This window comes from Nocardia sp. NPDC050408 (genome assembly GCF_044458905.1).
Lineage (GTDB): Bacteria > Actinomycetota > Actinomycetes > Mycobacteriales > Mycobacteriaceae > Nocardia.
Genome location: NZ_JBITIL010000002.1, coordinates 89,846 through 111,229, shown reverse-complemented (window position 1 = coordinate 111,229; position 21,384 = coordinate 89,846). Strand labels below are relative to the sequence as shown.

The 21,384-nt window shown below is 65.3% G+C and carries 21 protein-coding genes; 12 read left to right on the top strand and 9 right to left on the bottom strand.

The window, feature by feature from the left end; genetic code table 11:
- The first annotated feature begins 57 nt into the window (after window positions 1-57).
- The gene (locus ACIBJI_RS05265) at window positions 58-945 is read left to right on the top strand and encodes a helix-turn-helix transcriptional regulator (RefSeq protein WP_364340561.1); all 888 of its coding nucleotides are present in this window, start codon (window positions 58-60) and stop codon (window positions 943-945) included.
- Between the two features lie 5 nt (window positions 946-950).
- Here ACIBJI_RS05265 and ACIBJI_RS05260 read toward each other — a convergent pair whose 3' ends face one another.
- Window positions 951-1,898 carry a carbohydrate kinase family protein gene (locus tag ACIBJI_RS05260; RefSeq protein WP_397083140.1) on the bottom strand — a complete coding sequence of 316 codons (948 nt, stop codon included), beginning with the start codon at window positions 1,896-1,898 and terminating at the stop codon, window positions 951-953.
- Window positions 1,895-2,563 (bottom strand): class II aldolase/adducin family protein, encoded by a 669-nt coding sequence (locus ACIBJI_RS05255; protein WP_364340565.1) that lies wholly within the window; start codon window positions 2,561-2,563, stop codon window positions 1,895-1,897. The genes ACIBJI_RS05260 and ACIBJI_RS05255 overlap by 4 nt, the downstream gene beginning before the upstream one ends.
- Before the next feature lie 54 nt (window positions 2,564-2,617).
- On the opposite strand from ACIBJI_RS05255, the gene ACIBJI_RS05250 reads away from it, so the two are divergent.
- A complete protein-coding gene (locus ACIBJI_RS05250; RefSeq protein WP_397083138.1) occupies window positions 2,618-3,256 on the top strand; it encodes a TetR/AcrR family transcriptional regulator in 639 nt (212 codons plus the stop codon).
- A gap of 53 nt (window positions 3,257-3,309) precedes the next feature.
- Here ACIBJI_RS05250 and ACIBJI_RS05245 read toward each other — a convergent pair whose 3' ends face one another.
- The 5 genes from ACIBJI_RS05245 to ACIBJI_RS05225 all read right to left on the bottom strand — a co-directional run bounded on the left by ACIBJI_RS05245 (window position 3,310) and on the right by ACIBJI_RS05225 (window position 5,787).
- Entirely contained in the window at window positions 3,310-3,537 is a 228-nt protein-coding gene (locus ACIBJI_RS05245; protein ID WP_364340569.1) for a hypothetical protein, read from the bottom strand.
- Window positions 3,538-3,848: 311 nt separating this feature from the next.
- Window positions 3,849-4,130 carry a putative quinol monooxygenase gene (locus tag ACIBJI_RS05240; RefSeq protein ID WP_364340571.1) on the bottom strand — a complete coding sequence of 94 codons (282 nt, stop codon included), beginning with the start codon at window positions 4,128-4,130 and terminating at the stop codon, window positions 3,849-3,851.
- Between the two features lie 62 nt (window positions 4,131-4,192).
- Window positions 4,193-4,888 (bottom strand): NAD(P)H-binding protein, encoded by a 696-nt coding sequence (locus ACIBJI_RS05235; RefSeq protein WP_364340574.1) that lies wholly within the window; start codon window positions 4,886-4,888, stop codon window positions 4,193-4,195.
- Between the two features lie 13 nt (window positions 4,889-4,901).
- Entirely contained in the window at window positions 4,902-5,405 is a 504-nt protein-coding gene (locus tag ACIBJI_RS05230) for a DUF2599 domain-containing protein (RefSeq protein ID WP_364340576.1), read from the bottom strand.
- A 115-nt stretch (window positions 5,406-5,520) separates the two neighbouring features.
- Window positions 5,521-5,787 carry a hypothetical protein gene (locus tag ACIBJI_RS05225; protein WP_364340578.1) on the bottom strand — a complete coding sequence of 89 codons (267 nt, stop codon included), beginning with the start codon at window positions 5,785-5,787 and terminating at the stop codon, window positions 5,521-5,523.
- Window positions 5,788-6,142: 355 nt separating this feature from the next.
- On the opposite strand from ACIBJI_RS05225, the gene ACIBJI_RS05220 reads away from it, so the two are divergent.
- The 7 genes from ACIBJI_RS05220 (at window position 6,143) to ACIBJI_RS05190 (ending at window position 13,454) form a co-directional block, all read left to right on the top strand.
- Window positions 6,143-7,321 (top strand): lipase family protein, encoded by a 1,179-nt coding sequence (locus ACIBJI_RS05220; RefSeq protein WP_396955261.1) that lies wholly within the window; start codon window positions 6,143-6,145, stop codon window positions 7,319-7,321.
- A gap of 265 nt (window positions 7,322-7,586) precedes the next feature.
- Window positions 7,587-8,990: a lipase family protein gene (locus ACIBJI_RS05215; protein WP_396955262.1), complete on the top strand. Its 1,404-nt coding sequence runs from the start codon at window positions 7,587-7,589 to the stop codon at window positions 8,988-8,990.
- Window positions 8,991-9,087: 97 nt separating this feature from the next.
- Complete coding sequence (locus ACIBJI_RS05210) at window positions 9,088-10,116, top strand: fused (3R)-hydroxyacyl-ACP dehydratase subunits HadA/HadB (RefSeq protein ID WP_397083724.1); 1,029 nt, start codon at window positions 9,088-9,090, stop codon at window positions 10,114-10,116.
- Between the two features lie 102 nt (window positions 10,117-10,218).
- The gene (locus ACIBJI_RS05205) at window positions 10,219-11,160 is read left to right on the top strand and encodes a helix-turn-helix domain-containing protein (RefSeq protein ID WP_397083135.1); all 942 of its coding nucleotides are present in this window, start codon (window positions 10,219-10,221) and stop codon (window positions 11,158-11,160) included.
- A 137-nt stretch (window positions 11,161-11,297) separates the two neighbouring features.
- Entirely contained in the window at window positions 11,298-12,140 is an 843-nt protein-coding gene (locus ACIBJI_RS05200; protein WP_397083133.1) for an SAM-dependent methyltransferase, read from the top strand.
- 55 nt (window positions 12,141-12,195) lie between these two features.
- Window positions 12,196-12,849 carry a helix-turn-helix domain-containing protein gene (locus tag ACIBJI_RS05195; protein WP_364340586.1) on the top strand — a complete coding sequence of 218 codons (654 nt, stop codon included), beginning with the start codon at window positions 12,196-12,198 and terminating at the stop codon, window positions 12,847-12,849.
- Complete coding sequence (locus ACIBJI_RS05190; protein WP_364340588.1) at window positions 12,846-13,454, top strand: hypothetical protein; 609 nt, start codon at window positions 12,846-12,848, stop codon at window positions 13,452-13,454. Before ACIBJI_RS05195 ends, ACIBJI_RS05190 begins: the two co-directional genes overlap by 4 nt.
- Window positions 13,455-13,655: 201 nt before the next feature.
- Here ACIBJI_RS05190 and ACIBJI_RS05185 read toward each other — a convergent pair whose 3' ends face one another.
- The gene (locus ACIBJI_RS05185) at window positions 13,656-15,206 is read right to left on the bottom strand and encodes an acyl-CoA carboxylase subunit beta (protein ID WP_397083131.1); all 1,551 of its coding nucleotides are present in this window, start codon (window positions 15,204-15,206) and stop codon (window positions 13,656-13,658) included.
- A 526-nt stretch (window positions 15,207-15,732) separates the two neighbouring features.
- Between ACIBJI_RS05185 and ACIBJI_RS05180 the strand changes: the two genes are divergently transcribed.
- The 3 genes from ACIBJI_RS05180 to ACIBJI_RS05170 are packed head-to-tail and all read left to right on the top strand — an operon-like array spanning window position 15,733 to window position 18,590.
- Window positions 15,733-16,584, top strand: a complete 852-nt coding sequence (locus ACIBJI_RS05180) for a transcriptional regulator (protein ID WP_397083129.1) — start codon at window positions 15,733-15,735, stop codon at window positions 16,582-16,584.
- Window positions 16,585-16,629: 45 nt separating this feature from the next.
- Window positions 16,630-17,580, top strand: a complete 951-nt coding sequence (locus ACIBJI_RS05175; protein WP_364340594.1) for an acyl-ACP desaturase — start codon at window positions 16,630-16,632, stop codon at window positions 17,578-17,580.
- Window positions 17,577-18,590 (top strand): alpha/beta hydrolase, encoded by a 1,014-nt coding sequence (locus ACIBJI_RS05170; protein ID WP_397083127.1) that lies wholly within the window; start codon window positions 17,577-17,579, stop codon window positions 18,588-18,590. Before ACIBJI_RS05175 ends, ACIBJI_RS05170 begins: the two co-directional genes overlap by 4 nt.
- Before the next feature lie 25 nt (window positions 18,591-18,615).
- On the opposite strand, the gene ACIBJI_RS05165 is transcribed toward ACIBJI_RS05170, so the two are convergent.
- A complete protein-coding gene (locus ACIBJI_RS05165) occupies window positions 18,616-21,351 on the bottom strand; it encodes a discoidin domain-containing protein (protein WP_397083125.1) in 2,736 nt (911 codons plus the stop codon).
- Window positions 21,352-21,384: the final 33 nt, after the last annotated feature.

Genomic DNA, 21,384 nt, shown 5'->3' with positions numbered 1-21,384 from the left:
GTTGGATGTGGTATTTGTGACACACTGTGGTCAAACCCGAGTATCGGAGATGACTTCATGATCGCAGAACCCGATGACGACGGTCGTGTGCAATCGGTTGTAGTGGAACGTGGTCCGACTGTATTGCGGATCGCGCTGGGCGGGCAGTTGCGTGACCTCCGGGTGAAGAACGGCATCACCCGTGAGGCCGCAGGTGACGCCATCCGCGGTTCACACGCCAAGATCAGTCGTCTCGAGTTGGGTCGCACCGGTTTCAAGGAACGCGATATCCGCGACCTGCTGACCCTGTACGGCGTCACCGACGTCGAGGAGCGGGAGCGTTTCCTTGATCTGGCACGGCAGGCGAACGAACCAGGCTGGTGGCATCGCTACAGCGACCTGCTGCCATCCTGGTTCGGCACCTACCTCGGTTTGGAGCAGGCCGCGACCAAGATCCGTACCTACGAGGCGCACCTGGTGCCCGGGCTGCTGCAGACGCCCGAATACGCCAGGGCCGTAATGTCACTCGGGTACGAGGACGCCGATATGGACCGCCGCGTGCAGGTTCGCATCCGTCGGCAGGAGGTGTTGCGCCGCGCTGACCCGCCGATCGTCTGGGCGATCATCGATGAGGCCGCGCTGCATCGGCCGGTCGGTGGTTCGCGGGTGCATCGCGAGCAGATGGAACACCTCATCGAGTTGGCGGAGCTACCGAACGTCACGGTGCAGGTCCTACCGTACTCGGCGGGTGAGCACGCGGCCGCGGGTAGTTCGTTCAGCATCTTGCGATTCGCCGAGACCGAGCTGCCTGACATCGTCTATCTCGAACATTTGACCAGTGCGCTGTACCTGGATCGGAAACAGGATCTGGCACTGTACCTCTCGGTCATGGACCGGCTGAGTGTGCAGGCCGAGGCGCCCGGCGAGTCGCTGAAGATCCTCGCCGAGTACGCCAAGAACGCCTGATATCGCTATCGACCCGGCTCGTTCGGGTCGATAGTGCTCGTTTCGGCTGCGAACGCGTCCGCGGCGGCGAGATCGAAATCGCCGTGGTCGCTGCCGAGTCCGCGGGCGACCAGGGCAGCGACCGCATTGCCGAGTATCGCGGCGGCACGCAGATTCCGGCCGAGTGCGATGGCCCGGATGAAACCGGCGGAGAAGGCATCGCCGCAGCCGGTGGTGTCGACCACGTCGACGGCGAACGCGGGAATGTGCTGATGGTTGTCCGGACCGACGAGTAGGGCGCCGTCGGCGCCCCGGGTGATCGCCAGAATGCCTGCGCCCGCGTCCTTGAGCACTTCGCAGCCCGCCATCAGATCGGTGGTTCCGGTGAAGCCCAGCACCTGTTCGTCATTCGGGAGAAAGTAGTCGGTATGCGGGAGGACCTCGGCGATGGCGTCGAGGCTGCCGAGCGCGCCGGGCGCGATCAGATCGACGGAGGTGCTGACACCATTGTCCTTGGCATGCTGCAGGATTCGCGCGGCAATGGCCGGGCCGATCAGCTCCGGGCCGCCGAGGTGCAGATGGTCGGCGGCGGTCAGTGCGGCCCAATCGATATCGTCGAGGGTGTAGAACGGATTGGCGCCCAACAGATGCAGGCTGGGACGCTCGCCATTGGGACGGACGGGCAGCACCGACGACGAGGTGGGCTGATCTTGCTTGCGCACCACCAGTTTCGTATCGATGCCCGCCTTGGCGAGGAGCGCGAGCAGGATATCGCCGGAGGTGTCCGTGCCGATCGCACCCGCGGTTCGTACGCTCGCGCCGAGTTTGGCCAGTGTCAGCGCGGTACCCGCGGCCGTACCCGCCGGGGTGATGCGGATGTCCTCGACCAGGGCGGTCTGCTGCCCCTCCGGTACAGCCGCGACGGGTCGTACTAAAATATCCAAAACATGTGCGCCCAAAGCGATTACGTTCATTCGGTGCCCTTCTCCAGCGGTTTGCGGGTGCCGTATCCGGTGCGCAGTGCCACCTCGACGACCGCGGCCTGCTGTTGCTGGGTGAGTTCGCGCGGCCGGCCGATCGTCATCGCGTCCAGATACAGCGCGCAGGCCCATTCCAGCAGCAGTGCGGATTCGACGGCCTGGTCCAGCGACGCGCCGATGGTGACCGCGCCGTGATTGGCCATAAGCGCGGACTGCTTGCCCTGCAACGCCGTTCGCACGGCATCCGCGAGCTCGACGGTGCCGAAGGGATGGAACGGGGCGACTGTTGTCGCACCGCCGAGCAGCAGCTGCTGGTAATGGATGACCGGCAGTTCGTCGAGCACGCAGGCGATGGCAGTCGCCTTGGGCGCATGGGTGTGCACGACCGCCTGCGTGGCGCAGGCGCGATAGATATCGAGATGCAAACCCAACTCGGAGGTGGGTGCGTAGCGCCCCGCGACCACCTGTCCGGACAGGTCGACCACGGTGACGTCCTCGACGGTGACCTCCGCGAGCACCGCGCCGGTAGCCGTGACGGCGACCAGATCACCACAGCGCAGGCTCGCATTGCCCGCGGTGCCGATCAGCAACCCGTGTGCGGCCAAGCGATGACAGGCCGCCGCCACCTGGGCGCGTTCAGTTGGTGCGATGGTGGTCATCCGGATACTCTACCCAAACCTGAATATGATTCACATTACGTTCGGAGGTAATCCGTGCCGATCCGCGCACTCCCCGAGGCGAGCCTGCGTCGCGTGCCGATTCAGGCGCGCAGCCGGGAGCGGTTGGCGCGGGTGCTCGAGGTGGCCGATCGACTGATCGCCACGGAGGGCGTCGAGGCGCTGACCATGATCAGAGTGGCTGCGGAGGCACGGATTTCGGTTGGCTCGCTGTATCAGTACCTGCCGGATCGCGATGCGGTCATCGAAACACTTGCCGCGGCCTATATCGAGCAATTGGAGGCCAAGGCGGCCATGCTGCTCGAGCTCGCGCGCGGCGAGCGTTGGGACGATCCGATCGGCGTGCTGATAGACGCGTTCGCCCAGGTCTACCGGGCCGAGCCCGGCTTCCGCGCGCTGTGGTTCGGCAAGGATTTCAACGAGGCCGCACGGGCCGCCGATCGCGAGCACAAACGCCGGATGGCGGTGACGCTGCGTGAGGTCATGCTCGCCCAAGGCGCGGTGACCGATATCGAAGGACTCGATATCGCCTGCCGCGCAGCCCATCTCATGGGCGATGCCGTCCTGCAGGAGGCGTTCCGATCCGATCCCGACGGTGACCCGAATCTGTTGCGTGAGGCCAAGGTCGCACTGCGGGCATATACGGCACAGTGGGCATCGCCGCCCGAGGTGTAACGCAATTCGGTTGCGCTGCTACATCATTGGATGCAGTGGTCGGTGCTTGCCGATCACTGCTTGATGAAGCTGGAGGCGATGCGCCAGAAGGTCGTCGGCTGTAGGGCCTCGAGGTCCCAGTCGTCGGCCATCGCATGCGCGGTGGTGACGATCCGGTCGATATCGAAATCGTGTCGAGTGGCCGCACCGGTTGACTCGACGGCATCGATGACGAACGCGACTGCGGTTTCTCGCGAGTACGCGGTACTGCGCTGTCCGCTTCGGGTCGACGGTGTGCTCATAGTTGTTATACCGTTCGCTGGCTGGTCGGCCAGTGCGGCTTCGGCGATTCCGAGCCGGCCGCCGTGAAGTGGTTGGTCCATTCGAACGCCCCTGACGTCTGGCGGCAGCAAACCTTTGGCAACATCGACCCTCGGTTCACCCACGCGGCCTCCCCTGGTTGTCCCCTGTAATGCCTTGCGGGACTGAGTTTAGGTCGGTGTGCCTTTCATATGCAAGCACATCTGCACGATCGATTATGCGTTCGCAGTTGGGTTTTCGCGCCTGCTAATCATCCGCGAACCGGCGCGGATGCGTAGCGAATTCTGCGCGATCATTTCGCATTGATCACCACATCGGTGCTGTAGTGAACCTGAGTGCCCGGCTCCACATATCGGTCGGCCGCGCAGCGCCAGGCGAGGAAATGCTCGGTGAAGCGGTGCGCTTCGGCGGCCTCCTCATCGATATAGACCTGGTAGAGGAAAAACCGGTGCGGATCAACGCGGTCGGCGCACACATCGAATCGCAGGCAACCAGGTTCCTCGCGTACCGATGCGGCGGCACTGCGGCTGACCACATCGAGGAATTCACCGCGGGATCCGGGTCGCAGCTTCATGGAAGTGATACGGCTGAACACGGTTATGTTCTCCAATCTAGCGGCTCTAGCGGCGAAAAATATCAATCGGTAAGTGGGGCACCGCCTTCGGCGACCGACTGGCTACCGATATCCGAGACCGCGCGCGTTACCGAAGTGTCGCCTGCGACGAGCTCCAAAGTGGTGCGCACGGTCTGTGACGCGGGCAGAATTTCGGCGAGGACGGCGGCCACGTCGGCACGGGCGATGCTGCCGAAGGGCAGGGGTGGCGTGCTCAGCAGTACCCGGTCGGTCGCGGCGGTATCGAGCAACCGCCCGGGGCGCAGGATCGTCCAATCGAGATCGCGGGCACGTAGATCGTCCTCGGCCTGGGTCTTGGCGTCGATATAGGCGGCCCAGACCTCGTCGGTGCCCGGTGCGGGCGGCTTACCAGCCCCCATGGTCGAGATCTGCACGAACCGCCGGACACCGGCCGCCTCGGCGGCATCGGCCAACAGCACCGAACCGCCCTTGTCCACCGTGTACTTGCGGGCCGTCCCGCTGCCCGCACCGGCACCCGCGGCGAAAATCACGGCTTCGGAACCCTTTACAACGGCGGCGAGCTCGGCCGCCGTGCTGTGCTCGAGATCGAAGATAACCGGTCGTGCGCCGGTAGCCGCGACCTCGTCCGCATGGTCGGCATTGCGGATGAGGCTGTCGACTTCGTCGCCGCCCCCGGTGAGTATCTTGCCGAGTAGCAGCGCGATCTTTCCGTGTCCGCCTGCGATGACAACGCGCATGTGGGTCCTTTCGTCAGCGTTCGGGTCCTCCGGGGTTACACGATGCCTGGACGGTCGCCTCATAGCCGACCGCCGGCCGCCACGGTTCCAGATTCCAGCTCTCCTTGTTGGGCTGCACCATGCGGGCCCAGACCCAGTGACAGACGAACTGGTCACGCATTCCGGGTGTATCGGCGTCGGGGGAGTCCGCGAGTACCTCCTGCCACGCCCGGTCCTCGGTATTCGGGAAGGCCTCGCGCCGCCCCGCCTCGGTGGGGTAGACCAGCAGGCGGGGGCCGTCGACGCCCTCGGTCCAGGTGGTGTGGCCGATGAGCGGCATACCGGCGTAGGGATCGACGCTCGGCAGCGCGGCAAGGGGAGTGGTGGGGGCGGGCGCGGCCGTAGTTGCCGTCGTCGTAGTCGTCGCCGCGGCCGAGGATGTCTCGTCGGAGCCGCACGCCGCCACGGCCGGGACCAGCGCGCCGCAGCACAGCAGGGCGGCCCCCCATCGTGCCCGTTCGGTATTCCGCTGGGTCAACGTCGATCCTCCCGCATGGTGTCCACCATCCGAGAGTAGTCATCGTGCGGCGGCGCAACAGCCATACCGGGATGTGGCCGCCCAGTGGTTTACGGCAGCGGGGCCACGGCCGCCGTCAGTGCCACAGCGAGCGGCACGGCAGCCGACGCAGGCCAGGTCGCACCTTGCTGTCGACCGTCACAGTGAGTCCGGCGTTGACCGCGGCCGAGGTGAATTCCCACGCCTCGGTTCGGGTGGCGGCGTACTCGAGAGCGAGTGCGTCCTCGGGGGTCGGACCGTCGAAGTGGACGGTGACCCGTCGCGTCGGTGGATCCTGGATATCCATCGGATACGCCGAGTTTCGCTCGGTGTAATCCGTTCCAGTTTTTACAGTGCCGTCCATGCCACCGTCTCCTTCCGACCCGACTCGCCGCGTCGATAGGTGTGACGGTAAGTCCCGCACCGTGGTGTCGAACATGGTCCGATCGATCTGCTGGACATGTCACAGATACGACACCTCGCGATCGGAGACAGTCACGAAGGCGCCGGACCGTCGACCACTGTTAGCGCATCCGAGAGTTGTGATTTCTCAAAACATTTCGCTTGCCCTTTGCCTTCGCGGCAATCGTGGTCGACTATGTTCGCAACGTTGGACCAAACTCTCTCCCGGAGGCAATACGTCGATGAGACAGGCCCTACGTAGACCGATTCGCGCACTCCACGGTGTGATTCGAGCGACCGGCAAACAGTCGCTGGCCATGACGATCGGTCTGCTGATGGTGTTGACGGCGACCGCAGGCGCCGCCCACACCACACCCCTGTATCCCGCCCCTGATCCCGACCCCTTCTATGCAACCCCGCCCGATCTGGCGGATAAGAAACCCGGTGATGTGATCGCGACGCGGGTGATGCCGCCGCTGGCGATCTTCCCGGATACCACCGTGACCGTCGTGCGCTTCCGCTCCACCAGCTCCGAAGGTCAGCCGATCGCGGCGACCACCACGGTGCTCACTCCGAAGTCGCACGCCCCGGACGGCCCCTTGCTCTCCTACCAGCACATCATCAACGGGCTCGGCGCCGAGTGCTCGGTATCGCGGGTGCTCTACACCGGCGATCCGAACCTCATCGTCCGGGAGGCGCCGGGCTGGAATGTGCTGCTCTCGCGCGGCTGGAGCGTCGCGCTGCCGGATCACCTCGGTCCGAATTTCGCTTACGGCGCGGCCAAATTGGGCGGCATGATCACCCTCGACGGTATCCGCGCGGTGAAGCAGGTCGCCGAACTGCAGGCGCAGCAGAGCCCGGTGTCGATGATCGGGTATTCGGGCGGCGGTATGGCCACCGCATGGGCAGCCGCCCTGGCGCCGAAGTACGCGCCGGATCTGGAGATCGCCGGAGCCGCGATGGGCGGTGTGCCGATGAATCTGGTGACCATGCTGGAGACCCTCGGTTTGAACTCGCATCCGGTCTTCGGACTAGCCTTGGCGGCCGGACTCGGCCTGGAGCGGGAGTATCCGGACCGCTTCCCGCTCAGTGACCAACTGAATGAGCGCGGACTCGCCGCGCGGGCCGCGATCGCCAACAGCTGCACCAATGACATCCTGGCCACGGGCGCCGGGCGCGGGGCACTGGACTTCGCGAAGTCGACCTCGATGATCAATGATGCCTCCGCACGCGCGGTGGTCGAGGAGAACAGCCTCGAACTCTACGACGGCGTGCCGAAAACGCCGATCTTCGAATGGCACTCGCCGATCGATGGACTCATTCCGGTCGATGCGGTGGTGAATACCGATAAGCGCTGGTGCGCGGCCGGGGCGCGGGTGCAGTCCGAGCAGATCCCGGTTCCCGACCACCTCACCGCCGCGGTCCTGGGCATTCCGGCGGCGATGAACTGGTTGGACGCGCGATTCCGAGGGGAGGTCGCGCCGAGCAACTGTTGATAACGAGCACGAACGAACTGGTGCGATCCGGCGGATGCCGGATCGTGACCGAGCCGGATCAGCGTTGCTGGACAAGCGGATTCGGCTCGGATTGTTGCGATTCGGCGACATGACACACACAACTCGGGCACAGTGAGGTATCCGGGCCGGTCGTCTCGGTTAGCCTGACTTTCTGGCCTCGGTACTCAGGGGCATTTCGGGGTCGAAGGCACCATAAAACCCCGGGCGCCAGGGAACCCGTCGTCGCACCCTGGGGCATGTGTCAATGAGCTGTTTGCGTGTCATCGTTTTCGCGCTAGTGCTGGTGTGTCCGGTCGCGATGGGGGAGGCGGCGGCCGAACCGCCGCCCGCGATTCCTGGCCTGCCCGCTTTGCCGATTCCGACCGATGTCGCTTCGATACTGCCGGATCTGCAGCAGTGGATCGATAGTGTCATCCCGCCGCCACCGATCGCTGCCGGGACGCATCTTTCGGGTCCGATGCAGGAGGCCACCAGCCTGTCCCCTGCGCTGGCCGCCCTGCGTCAAGCCTCGGCGCCGAGCGCCATTGGTGACCCCATCTTCGACGCCTGGCCGGCGAATCTGGAGGATTACGCGCCGGGTGAGCTCGTGGAGGTGCGCGATGTCAGCGTGACGGCCGCGCCGCTGGTGCTGGTGCCGATGCGGCAGGCTCTACTGCTGAAATACCGCACCACCGATTCGCGGGGTGCGGCCTCGTATGCCACCGCGACACTGATCATTCCGGCCACCGCATGGCCCGGTCCGGGTAACAGGCCGGTCGTGGTGAACAACCTGCCGATCGACGCGCTCGGCCGGGACTGCACGCCGAGCTACACCTTCTCGCACGGCTGGTCACGCAATACCAGCATCACCGACTTCTTGCCGCCCACAACGCAATTGGCGGCACTGCGTGGATACGCGGTGCTGATCCCGGACCACGAGGGACCGTGGATGGCCTACGCGGAGCCCTACGTCGCCGGACACGCCGTGCTCGATGCCATTCGCGCGGTGCGCGGATTGCGCCCCGACGAATTCGGCGACAGCCGATTCGGTATGACCGGCTACTCCGGCGGCGCCATCGCCACTAAGGGCGCCGTCAAGCTGATCGACAGCTACGCGCCGGAATTGGCCGGATCGATCGTCGGTGCCGCGCTCGGTGGTGTGCCCGCCGACTACGAAATCCTTGGGCGCAGCATGAACGGCAACCTCGCCTCGGGGGTCTTCCTGGCCGCGACCTTCGGCGTCGGCCGGGAGCGTCCGGAGGTCCTGGCCAGTATGAACAATCTGGCGCAGTGGGCGGCTACGTCACCGCTGAAAGACCTGTGTGGCAGCGTATTCGGTGCGGTCGGGTTGCTGATGCTGCCGATTGACATCGCCGCCAAGATTCCGGATCCGCTGCACTCCGAGGTCGCCACCGAGATTTATGACGTGACGCGCATGGGGGGCATCAAGTCCGCGACACCGCTCTACATCTACAACGGTGAGCAGGAATTCTGGATTCCGGCCGAGGGCGCGCGCAACCTCTACCGGGAGCAGTGCGGGCTCGGAGTCTCGGCCGTTTATCGCAGCGTTCTCGGTGAACACATCATCGCCGGGGCACTCGGCTATCCGGAGGCGATGATCTGGCTGGATCAGCGCCTGCAGGGCGCCCCCGCGCCCGATGAATGTTAAGAGATTCATGGCGATCAGCTATTAGTGTTGCGCCTGACATCGGGGTAGCGATTTATGACACGTGACGGTTTTGAGTGGATCTGAACAAGCCAGCGCGATGGTGGGGCGCCACTATCGGATGTCCGACCATTACGAGGTCGGACGGGAGAAAATTCGTGAATTCGCCCGGGCGGTTCGGGGCGGCCACCCCGCGCACTGGCAGGAGCAGGCGGCATGGGAGCTCGGCTACGACGGACTCATCGCACCGCCCACCTTCTCTTCGATCATCTGGCTGCTGCTCCAGCGCAAGATGTTCGATTCGGTGCTGAGCGGTTACGACTTCAGCCAGGTGCTGCAGACCGAGCAGAGTATCCGGGCGCACCGGCCACTCGTCGCCGGTGACCAACTGCGTTGCGACTCCTATGTCGAATCGTTCCGGCAGTTCAGCGATATGGACTTCATGGTCATCCGGAATGTGCTGACCAACCAGTACAAGGAACTGCTGCAGACCGCGCACACCACCGTGGTGGCCCGCACCGGCGCTGAGGTGGCCACCGAACTGGTCACCGCGGTCGATGGCGTCATCATGAGCGGCGAGGCGCTGTCGCAGCGGCAGGACGCGACCCGGCGGCTGCCGCGGCATGCGTTGGACGGCGGCATGGTCGAATGCTTCGACGAGGTGTTGCCCGATGGTGGTGTGGACCAGACTCCGGTGCGCGTGCCGTGCGGGCTGGCGTTCGACGAACTGCGGGTCGGTACCGAACTGCCCGTCCGCGTCGTGCCGCTCTCGCGCGGTGATCTGGTGAATTATGCCGGGGTATCGGGTGATTCGAATCCGATCCACTTCAGCGAGCATGTCGCGGTTGCCGCGGGACTGCCCGGTGTGGTCTCGCACGGCCTGCTGACCATGGGGCTCGGCGCGAGCTATCTCACCGACTGGCTCGGCGATCCGGCCGCGATCAGCGAATACGGTGTGCGGTTCGCCGGATTCGCCCCCGTCTCGGCGACCCTGCAGTGCGAGGTCGAATTCCGCGGGCGGGTCAAGGCATTGGATCCGGACCGCCGCGCGGCGACCATCGCACTCACCGCGATCTCCGACGGTCGCAAGCTGTTCGGTCGGGCAACCGCGGAGGTGCTACTGCGCTGAACCGGGGAGGTTCCGCAATGTACTTGCAGATGTACGAATGCTTGTGGAAATGGGGCATTTTGGTTCTAGTGCGGTGCGGCTATTTCATGGCAGACTCGTCGAATGCGTGCTTCGGAAGTGCGACATTCATTTTCCGGCAAGAACCCTGCTGCCGACGGTGGGCCGACCGTGCTGCGGATGATGCTCGGCAGTCGGATGCGACGGCTGCGTGAGGCCTGTGGCATCTCCCGCGAGGATGCCGGCGAGGCGATCCGCGGTTCGCATTCCAAGATCAGCCGACTCGAATTGGGCCGCACTGGTTTCCGGGAACGCGATCTGCTCGATCTGCTTACGCTCTACCGGGTCACCGACCCGCAAGAGCGCGAGGAGTTCAAGGAACTCGCGCGTCAGGCCAACGCCTCTGGCTGGTGGCATCGCGACAGCGACTGGTTGCCGAAGTGGTTCGACACCTATCTCGGACTCGAGCAGGCCGCCAAGCTGATCCGCGGCTACGAGCCGAGGGCGGTGCCGGAACTGCTGCAGACCGCCGACTACGCGCGGGCATTGCTTTCCATGGCGCATCCGGCCGAATCGGCGGAGGCGATCGCGCGGCGGGTCGCGCTGCGGTTGCGCCGTCAAGAGATATTGCGTCGCCCGCATCCGCCGCAGCTGTGGTTGATCGTCGAGGAGGCGGCGCTGCGCCGGCCGATCGGTGGGTCGACGGTGTGGCGTGCCCAACTCGAGCATTTGCTGCGCATCGCCGAGGAGCCGCATATCACCGTGCAGGTGCTGCCCGATCATGTCGGCGGTCCGGCGTTGGCGGAGGGTGCGTTCACCATGTTGCGCTTCACCGAAGCCGATCTCCCCGACATCGTCTATCTGCAGCAACTCACCAGTGCGCTGTATCTGGACAAGACCGCCGACCTCGACGCGTATCGCGCGGTGGCCAATCAACTATCGGTCCATGCCGCGCCACCGGAGTACACCCCTGGATTGCTGCGCGCCCTGTGTGAACGGCATCCGGAGACGGTCGATCATCCAGCGGCGCCGGGTGACCCGCGCTGATACGCCGAAAACAATAAGCGGGACAACCGAACTCGGCGTGGTACGGGTGCGACGCCGGGTTCGTCAAGTGCGTACGGTGTGATGCCGGGTCTCATACGATAGGAACCGCACAGGTCCCGTGGACGAAGGTGTTGACAATGACCGACGATGCCGCGCCCCCAACTCGGCTGGACCGGGAGATCGATCAGAGCAAACCGAGTATCGCCAGGGTCTATGACTATCTGCTCGGCGGTAGGGACAACTATCTCGTCGACCAGGAGATCGGTGATCACTTCAAGATGAACCTGCCTGGTTCGGTGGCGATCGCCTTCACCAGCAGGCTGGCGCTGATCCGCGGGGTGCGCGATATGGCCCGGGCGGGTATGCGGCAGTTCATCGACTTCGGCAGCGGCCTGCCGACCGCCGACAATGTGCATCAGGTCGCGAAGCGGTACGTCACCGACGCCCGGGTCGTCTACGTCGACCGCGATCCGATCGTGCTCGCACATGGCCGCGCGCTGCTGGTCACCGATAAGAACACCACAGTGATCCAGGCCGACGCCCGCGCCCCCGAATCGATCCGCGACCATCCGGATGTCGCTCGGCTGATCGATTTCGAGCAGCCCGTCGGCGTCATCTTCAGTTCGATCCTGCACCACTTCAACGACGACGAGGATCCAGCCGCCGTGGTGCGCTTCTGGAACGACCAGATTTCGTCCGGCAGCCACGTATTCATCACGCACTTCCGCTCCGGCCACAATTCGGAGACCACCGCCGCCGAACAGAAACTGCAGTCCACCTTCGGGCGCGGCCGCTGGCGCGACACCGAGGAGATCCGTGGCCTCTTCGGCGACCTGGAAGTCCTGGAGCCCGATATCGTCCCATCGGCGCAGTGGCGACCAGATGCGCCCGCGGGCGACGCGGCATCGGTCGGCACCGTCGGCCGTGAGCTCACTGTCTGGGAGCAGCTCATTGTCACCGGCCTGGCACGTAAACCCTGATGCTGATCACACCGAACTAATGTCCCGATGGGACAATAGGGCGTAGACTGCCGGTATGGGTATCGACGACGAAGTCGACCTCGACCTCGACGGCCGTCGGCTGCGCACGCTCCGCAGTCGCGCGGCAATGTCGCGCGCCGCATTCGACCTGCTCAACGAGCGCGGGTTGGGTTCGGTGGCCGTCGAGGACATAGCCGAGCGCGCCGGGGTCACCCGGCGGACCTTCAGTCGTCATTTCTCTTCCATCGAGGATGCCGTACTCGGTGAAATCGATCAGGACGTGCACCTGTTCAACGAGGCGCTGTGCCGCCGCCCCGCGCGCGAGTCGCCGCTGGTCGCCTACCGCAATGCCCTGCACGACTGGCTGGCCACCGAACATACCGGTCCGAAGGTGGCGCGCTTGGCCAGGCGCTGGGCGCTGTTCCAACGCTTCGAGGCGGAACCCACGCTGGCCGCCGGCTATCAGCGCATCCGACTCGACGGGCAGCGTGAATCTGTGCGGATCATCGCCGCCAGACTCGGTGTCGATCCCGCGGTGGATCGGCGCCCGGAGGCAGCCGTCGCGGCGGGGACCGGACTGCTCATCGCCGCCCTGCAGGTCTGGGGCGCGGGCACCGACACCGACGGATTACCTGATCTCATCGACACATTCTTCGACACCCTTCACGGGCTGACAGCTGAATTCCAGAGCGAGGTGTCATCGTCATGACCACAGCAACCGGGTCACCGAGCGTCGTCCGCCGCACCTGTCGCCGGGTCGGCCTGGATCGAAATCCGATGCGCCGCCGTGAGGATCGTCTGCAACTGGCGGTCGCCGCGGTGCTCGCGCTGTTGTTCCTGATCAGCGCTCCGCTGCTGTCGATGGCGGTCGGCGGCCGGATCTACCAGACCGAAGATCGCATCGCGCGGGCCGAAGCGGCACGGTTGCACGAGGTCGACGCGACGGTGATCGAGGTCGGCAAGGCACCGCTCTACGCGCCCATCACCCCGGCCCGGGTGCAGTGGCGCGACGCCGAGGGTGTCACGCATACCGGTGACTACCAGGCCACCGGAGTGATGAAAGCCGGTGCCACGGTGAAGATTTGGCTCGACGGTTCGGGCAAGGTCACCGAGCCGCCGTCGGATACCCGGGCACTGAGCAAGGCACTGCTGATCAGCACCGGCATGGTCTTCGGGATAGCGGTCTGCTTCGGCTGCGGCTATGCACTGCTGCGCCGCGCGCTCGACCGACGCAGGGCCCGGTTGTGGGAGGCCGAATGGGCCACGGTGGAACGCATTTGGGGCAATCACGGGACACGTCCGGATCAAGCCTAGTGCGCAAGTGCGGCGCACCCACTCGGAATGGGTAGGGACACTCTCGGTGGGCACGCCGCGCGCCCGGCTGTCGTGCGGCGAACACGGGTCGGGCACGGATGACGTTAGGACACAGCGCTATCGGGCCGCGCGGCGTGCGAACGAACCTCGGATATCACACGACCGATGCACGTTTGCACTGTGACACAACACAAACTGGGCCTAGACGGGGAAGAGGCTGTGCTTGCGCGGGTTGTGCTTCCTGACCGCGCCCTTCTCGCGCAGCAGGCGCAGCGCCTTGCGGATCTCCAGCCGGGTCTGCGACGGCTCGACCACGGCATCGATGTAGCCGCGTTCGGCTGCCGTCCACGGGGTGGCCACGGTGGCATTGTAGAAATCGATCATCTGCTGACGCACGGTGGCGCGCTGTTCGGGCGGGGTCGCCTCCAGCTGCCTGCGGCCGATGATGCCGACCATGCTCTCGGCGCCCATGACCGCGATCTGTGCCGTCGGCCAGGCCAGAGCCAGGTCCGCGCCCAGCGGCTTGCAGCCCATCACCGCATAGCCGCCGCCGTAGGCCTTGCGCGTCACGATCGAGACGATCGGCACGGTGGCCTCGATCACCGCGCGGAAGAACCGGCCGCCGCGCTTGATTACGCCGTTGCGTTCCTCCTCGAGACCGGGCAGCACACCAGGGGTGTCGACGACGAAGATCAGCGGCAGGCCGAAGGCATCGCACAGGCGGATGAAATATGCGGCCTTATCCGAGCACAGTCCGTCCAGTGCGCCGCCGAGTACCTGCGGCTGATTGGCGACCACGCCAACACTGCGACCGTCGACCCTGGCGAATCCGGTGATCAGGTTCTGGGCGGTACCAGCGCTGATCTCGTGGAAATCACCGTCATCGAAGATGCGCAGTAGCACCTCGTGCATGTCATAACCGGACCGGTCGGAATCCGGAATGATCGAGTTCAACTCGAGGTCGTGGGCGGTGATCTCCGGTTCCAGTCCCGGATTCACCACCGGAGCCTGTTCGAGGCAGCTCGACGGCAGGTAGCTCAGATAGCCGCGGACCCAATCGAAGGCGGCCTGCTCGTCGGCGGCGACATGGTGCACCGTGCCGTTGGCCTGCAGGGCGGCGGCGCCGCCGAGATCGTCGGCGCTGACCACCTCGCCCGTCACGCCCTTGATCACCTCCGGGCCGGTGACGAACATATACGATTTCTCGGTCGCGACCAGCACATCCATATTGACCGGGCCGTATACCGAACCGGCCGCGCATTTGCCGAGCATGACCGCGACCATCGGCACGAAGCCGGACAGATCCTCCTGGCGTCGGCACATCAATGCGTACCAGGCCAGCGAGGTGACCGCCTCCTGGATACGGGCGCCGCCGGAATCGTTGATCGACACCACCGGGCAGGCGTTCTCCTGCGCGAATTCCATTGCGGCGGCGACCTTTCGGCCGAACATCTCGCCGACCGAGCCGCCGTACACGGTCTGGTCGTGGGCGATCACGACGACCGGCCGGCCGTCGATGTAACCGCGGCCGGTGACCACACCGTCGCCGTACATGCCTTCAGTGCTGCCCGGCTGGCGCACCAGCGCGCCCATTTCCACGAAGGAGCCCTGGTCCAGCAGCATGCGTACGCGCTCGCGTGCACTCGGTATGCCCTTGGTCTTGCGTTTCGCGATACCGGTCTCGCCAGCGGGTTCCTCGGCGATCTCCAGGATGTCCCGGAGTTCCTCCAGCTTTTCTCGCGTGCCGCTCATATGGTCTGATGCCATCCTTCGACTCGTCGCCTTGCACTGTCCGGGTTCACCGAACGGAACGGTACAAGGCGCTCGGTGCTATCGGGCACACGACCCGCAGCACAGGGATTCAAATTTGGTCACGGGACAGCTTGTGGGTTCGCCGGTGGCTGTCCTCGATGCCGTCGGTGGATTGTCGCCCGGTGTTACAGCCGTCGTACCAGGGTGGCGCACTCACGTCAGTGTCCCGGGGGTGCACTCCGGTCGCACCGAGCATATCCGATCATCCGAATTACCGAAATATTCCGATGAGAATCGCTCAGCTGCTTGTGATTTCGCCCAAGCTTGTCGGTGCGGTGTGATGACTTTCCTAATTACCGGACCAGGCATTCGATTTCCGTCCGAACGCCGCTAGCCTTTCAGAGTCATGGTGGGCAAACAGGCTGGCTCGGGAAGTACGAGTCTGGAATCGAAACTGGTCGAATATTTGACTTTTCAGGCCCGAGCCACGCAGCGCGGAGATCTCGGTACTATCACACGGACCTGCGTGGCCGAGGCTGCGCAAGTACTCGAACCGCAGTTGGCTCCGGTTGCCGAGCAGCCCGCGATGATCACCGGATCGGCCGCACGGTGGGCGCGTGAGGGGGTAGCGCTGGAAACTGTGCTGGACGCCTATCACGACGGGGTGCGCGTCGGGCTGGAATTTCTCGCCGAACAGGCGGCGGACGAGGATGCCGATCAGGTGGCGGCCGCGGCGGGATTGATCGTGCGCGTGCTGGAAATGGTGACGACGGCGGCGTCGACGGCCTATCTGGACGAACACCGCCAGGTCGCTCGGGAACAGCAGACCGCCGCGCAAACCCTGGTATCGGCCCTGCTCAGCGGGCATGGCGTCGCACGGTTGGCCGGGCGCGCCGGTATCAGTGTCGCCGCGTCCTACCAGGTGGTCGCCCTCGCGATTCCCGCGCATCCGGACGAGCGAAGACCCGGACTCGGTGCTGCGTCCGCGGCCCGCCGCAAGCTGCGCCGGGTCCAGGCGGCGTTGGCGATGCCACTCGGTTCCCGAGCGCTGTCGCTGCTGTCCGATGAGGGCGGCACGGTCCTGGTGCCGATCGACGAGATATCCGCCATGACACCCCTCGCGCTCACCCCGGATGTGCTCGAGCTGGTCAGCGATGCCGCTGAGGTACCGCTGACCGCGGTGGTGGCCTCCGGTGAGACCGCCCGGATTCCCGAACTGGCCGGGTCGGCGCAGGAACTGCTCGCCCGGCACCTCGCCGAGGGGCGCCCGCCGGGGCTCTATCGGCTGGCCGATCTGCCGGGTTGTGATGGCTTCCAGCCTGGTCATCGGCCTGTCGTCATCTCACCCAACGATCGACTGATCACTCGTTCGGCCTGAACTAGTCCACCTATCTTCGATTCGGGGGTGAACAAAGGAGTACGTGTGACGAACGCGTTGACCGATCTCGCTATTCTGCGCGAACTGGAGCCTATCGCCGAACGTCAGCTCGACGAGCATCTGCACAAGGCCAAGGCGTGGAATCCACACGATTATGTGCCGTGGGATGACGGCCGGAATTTCGCGGCCATGGGCGGCCTCGACTGGGATCCGGAACAATCGAAGCTATCGGAGGTCGCGCGGACCGCCATGGTGACCAACCTGCTCACCGAGGACAATCTGCCCTCCTATCACCGGGAGATCTCGGAGTCGTTCTCATTGGACGGAGTCTGGGGCACCTGGGTCGGGCGCTGGACCGCGGAGGAAAACCGGCATGCGATCGTCATGCGCGATTATCTGGTGGTCACCCGCGCGGTGGACCCGGTGGCACTCGAACAGGCCCGAATGGCGCATATGACATTGGGTGTCGAGAAACCGGAGAAGGGGCCGCAGTTCCTTCGCTCGGTCGCATATGTGACACTGCAGGAACTGGCGACCAGAATAAGTCACAGAAATACCGGAGCCGCCTGCGATGAGCCCATCGCAGAGCGTATGCTGCAACGGATTGCCGCCGACGAGAACCTGCATATGATCTTCTACCGCAACCTCAGTGCCGCCGCCCTCGACCTCGCACCCGACGAGGCCCTGCGTGCGATAACCGATATCGTCACGCGGTTCCAGATGCCCGGACTCACCCAGCCCAACTTCCGGCGAAATGCGGTCATCCTGGCCAAGAACGGCATCTACGACTTACGCCAGCACCTGGATGTCGTGCTGCGGCCGGTGCTGCGCGCCTGGAATGTCTTCGAACGCACCGATCTGTCCGACGTCGGCGAACGCGCCCGCGACGAACTCGGCGCCTTTCTCGACGAGTTGGCGATCAAGGCAACACGTTTCGAGGAGCAGCGCGACCGCGCCGCGGCCAGACAGGCAGAGCGAGCCGCCGTCGTATTATGAGTTTTCGAGCACCGATCACCGCGGCGGCGATGGCCCTCATCGCCGCGCTGGCGTCCGTGCCCGCACTCGCGGATCCGCCGCCCGCCACTGATCCGGCCATGACACGGACCGGAACGATCAGCATCGAGACGGTCGGGCCGCGCCACGAACGTTTCGCCATCGCCTCGGCCGCCATGCGTCGGGTCATTACGGTGGATGTGTTGCGCGGCAGCGGTTCCGGGCCGCGTCCATTGCTGTATCTGCTCGATGGCGTCGACGGCGAGGCGGTCTCCGGATGGCTGACCAAGGGGCGTGCGGCGGAGTTCTTCGCGGACAAGCCGGTCGATGTGGTGTTGACCAGCGGTGGTACCGGGAGCATGTACAGCGACTGGATGCGGCGTGACGCCACTCTCGGACTCAATCGGTGGGAAACTTTTCTCACCGCCGAGCTGCCGCCGATTATCGAGTCGTATCTGAAAACCGATGGGCGGCGGGCGATCGCGGGTGTGTCGATGGGGGCGCAGGCGGCCATGATGCTGGCCCAGCGGTATCCAGGGCGCTACCGTGCGGTCGCGGGGATGAGTGGATGTTATTCCACCGCAGACGATCTCGGCCGCGCCGTCACCACGATCACCGTCGCGTCGCGCGGCGGCAATGTCGAAAACCTTTGGGGCCCACCTGGATCACCGGAGTGGAGTGCGCATGACAGCCTGCTCGGCGCTCCGCAGTTGCGCGGCACCACCATCTACCTGTCCGCGGCGACCGGCCTGCCGACCGACGCCGACCTCGTCGCGGTATCGCACTCCCCGGAGCTTGTCGAAGCCCTGAAGACGGCGGGCGGTGGTCTGGCCCTCGAAGCCGGGGCGCGCTCGTGTACCGAACGCTTCGCCGCACGACTGGCGGAGCTGAATATCCCGGCCACCGTCGATTACGCCCCGACGGGCATGCACACCTGGCCTGATTTCGAGGCCCAACTGCCGCGGGCCTGGCGCGTGCTCGCACCGGCGCTCGGCCTGCCCGACCCGCCGTGAGGTGCGCAAAACCGGTCGTTGCGAGTCAGGTTCGGGGGCCGGTGATTTCGAGTTCTTGGAGGATGGGGTGGGGGTTTGGGGTTGGGGTGGTGAGTTCTAGGCGGATGTAGCGGGTTGAGAGGGGAGTGGGGAGGGAACCGGTGGTTGGGTCGGGGGTAATGGGGGTCCAGGTTTGGTTGTCGGGGGAGGTGGTGAAGGTGGTCGGGGTGGGGGTGGTCCAGTGGGGGAGGATTCGGTCGACGTGAGTTTCCTGGCCTAGGTCGACGGTGAGGGTTGCGGTGGGGTCGTTGGGGGACCAGCCGGTGGCAGGGGTGCCGTCGACGGCGGCTTCGGCGTATTTGCCCGGCTCGTCGGAGCTGGTGGTGACTGGTTTGCAGCGGGCGAGGTTGTCGGTGGGGGTGCGGTCGGGGCGGCGGGTCGGGATGGTCAGTTCGCTGTCGAGACGGTGGGTTTCGGTATCGGTTCGGACTTGTAGCGGTTGGCCGTCGGTCAGGGTCAGTTCGGTTTTGTCGGCGCCGATGGTTGCGTCGAAAGTTCGGCCCTGCCAATGGATTCCATGGATGCTGAGACCGTCGCGGAGCTCTGGTGGAAGCGTGGGAGCGATGCGGATTTCGTCGGTGTCGAAGCGCAGTCCGAGCAGGCCGTTGGTGAAGGTTTGCAAAAAGCCGCCCGCCGCGGTGACGAACGTGAAGGCGGGCGCACCGGCGAGCGGGTCTTCGGCTCCGACCTTGGCGCCGCGAGCCTCCGCGAATTGGCCGAAGGGGGCGCGGACGAACGGGCGGACGGCGCGTTCGAGGAAGGTGTCGGTGGCGCAACCGGGGACGCCGATTTTCGCCGCGTCGATAGCATGCACCGAATCGGTCATCGCCGGGCCGTCGGGATCCGTTCGCTCCGAATAGTATTCGAGCACATTGGCCGCGACATCCGGCGGCATCGGCCAGTCCAGGGGGTAGATGAGCAGCACGGTGTCGGCCTGTTTGATGGGAGTGCCGGTGTAGCCGTCGAATTGTTCGAATATCCGCTGGTTGCCATCGAACGGCATGCGCAGACCATCGGCGATAACGGTCCACTCGGGCGGGCGCGGTACACCCAGAATCTCAGCCGCACGTGCGGCATTGCGCAGGGCCAGGGCAGCGACGGCATTGGTGTAGACCGCGTCGTTCACCCCGTTGCTGTACTCGTCGGGACCAGCGACATTGCGAATCGAATAGCTGCCGTCCTCGTTGCGCGTCACCCGCGAGGCCCAGAATTCGGCGAGTGCGCGCAGCACCGGCCAGCCGCGTTCGCGCAGGTAGCCGGTGTCGCCGGTAGCCGTGTAGTACTGCCAGGCCGCCAGGGAAACATCGCCTTGCAGATGGATCTGGGTCAGGCAGTGCGGCGGATCCCAGCTGTGGCATTCGTCGAGATCGCCACGGCTCGCGCTGGTCCAGGGGTAGAATGCACCGCGGTAGCCGAGCCGCTGAGCGTTCGCGCGCGCGGCGGGCAACGTCCGAAAGCGGTAGTCCACCACGGATTTCGCCAGTTCCGGTGCGAGCTGCAGCAATCCGGGGAACGACCAGATATCCGCATCCCAGAACACCGCGCCGCCATAGTTGTCGCTGCTGAGCCCGACGGGCGAAATGCTGTTGTCCTGTTTCGGATTCGTGCTGGAGTACAGCGAATACAACGCACCGCGCGCCCAGGTCTGCATATCGGGCTGGCCGGGCACCTCGATATCACCGCGCCACCGCACCCGCCATGCCGCGGCTGTTTCCGCGAGCAGGTTCGCCCATCCCGTCCGCACGGCGCGCTGTGCCGCCTCGAACGCGGTCGCCGCCGGATCAGGCGAGGTACGGGTGGTGTCGACCCCGACGAACTTCGTCACCTGATACGTGCCGCCGTCGCGCACCGGAAACCGAACATCCTGGCGCGCACTGAGATCGCGGCCCGGTGGTGTCGGCTCGATCGCGTTCGAAGCGATACCCGCCCCCGGGCGTAGCACGGAGGCGATATCGCCGTCGACATCGGTGCCGTCGGTACGAAATCCGACTCGAATCGTGTCGTCATCGCGAGCGCCCACCTCGGACTGGCTGACTCGTCGGGCACCGGCGCCGTCGACGAGATCGGAGACGACCATCTCGCCCGACCAGTGCGGCGCCAACGTGACGTGCACCGCGCCGACATGCTGATCCGACTGGTCGGTGAGTACGTCGTAGACCAGATCGGTGGCCTTGCCATCGGGCGCGGTCCAGGTCAGCCGGGTCCGCACCAGTCCACAACGCAGGTGCAGCGTTTGTGCGAAGTTCGAGATCTGGGCAGCGGGCGTGGCGGGTGAATAGGTGTGCGTACCGACACCGACCGACAATCCGGACCAGTTCGGAATGGCCGCCGCGACCTCGCGGTTATCGGCCACACCCGGAGTATGCGCATAGAGTCCGGCGACGAAAGCGCCGTCGTATGCGGGCGTGTAGAGCGGCCAGCCGGTCATCTCATCGGTCGCGGTGTATCCCATGCCGCGCGGCGGTACGCGCAAGCCGAGATAGCCGTTGCCGACGAACGGATGCACATCGATCGGCACGTCCACCCGATCGTTCGACGGCGCCCAGCCGGGAGCCGACGCCAACGGATCATCCGGACACGCACCACTCGCCACCCGACCGGTGTGACGCACCGCGACCAGCACCGCTGTTGCCGCCAATACGATGACAGCCGCGAGCGTGATGCCCCACAGGATGGTGGTGCGACGGCGCGCACGTTGGAATGACTGGCCGATCCGCGACATTCGCGCCTCCACGTCGAGCTCGACGTTCGTGCC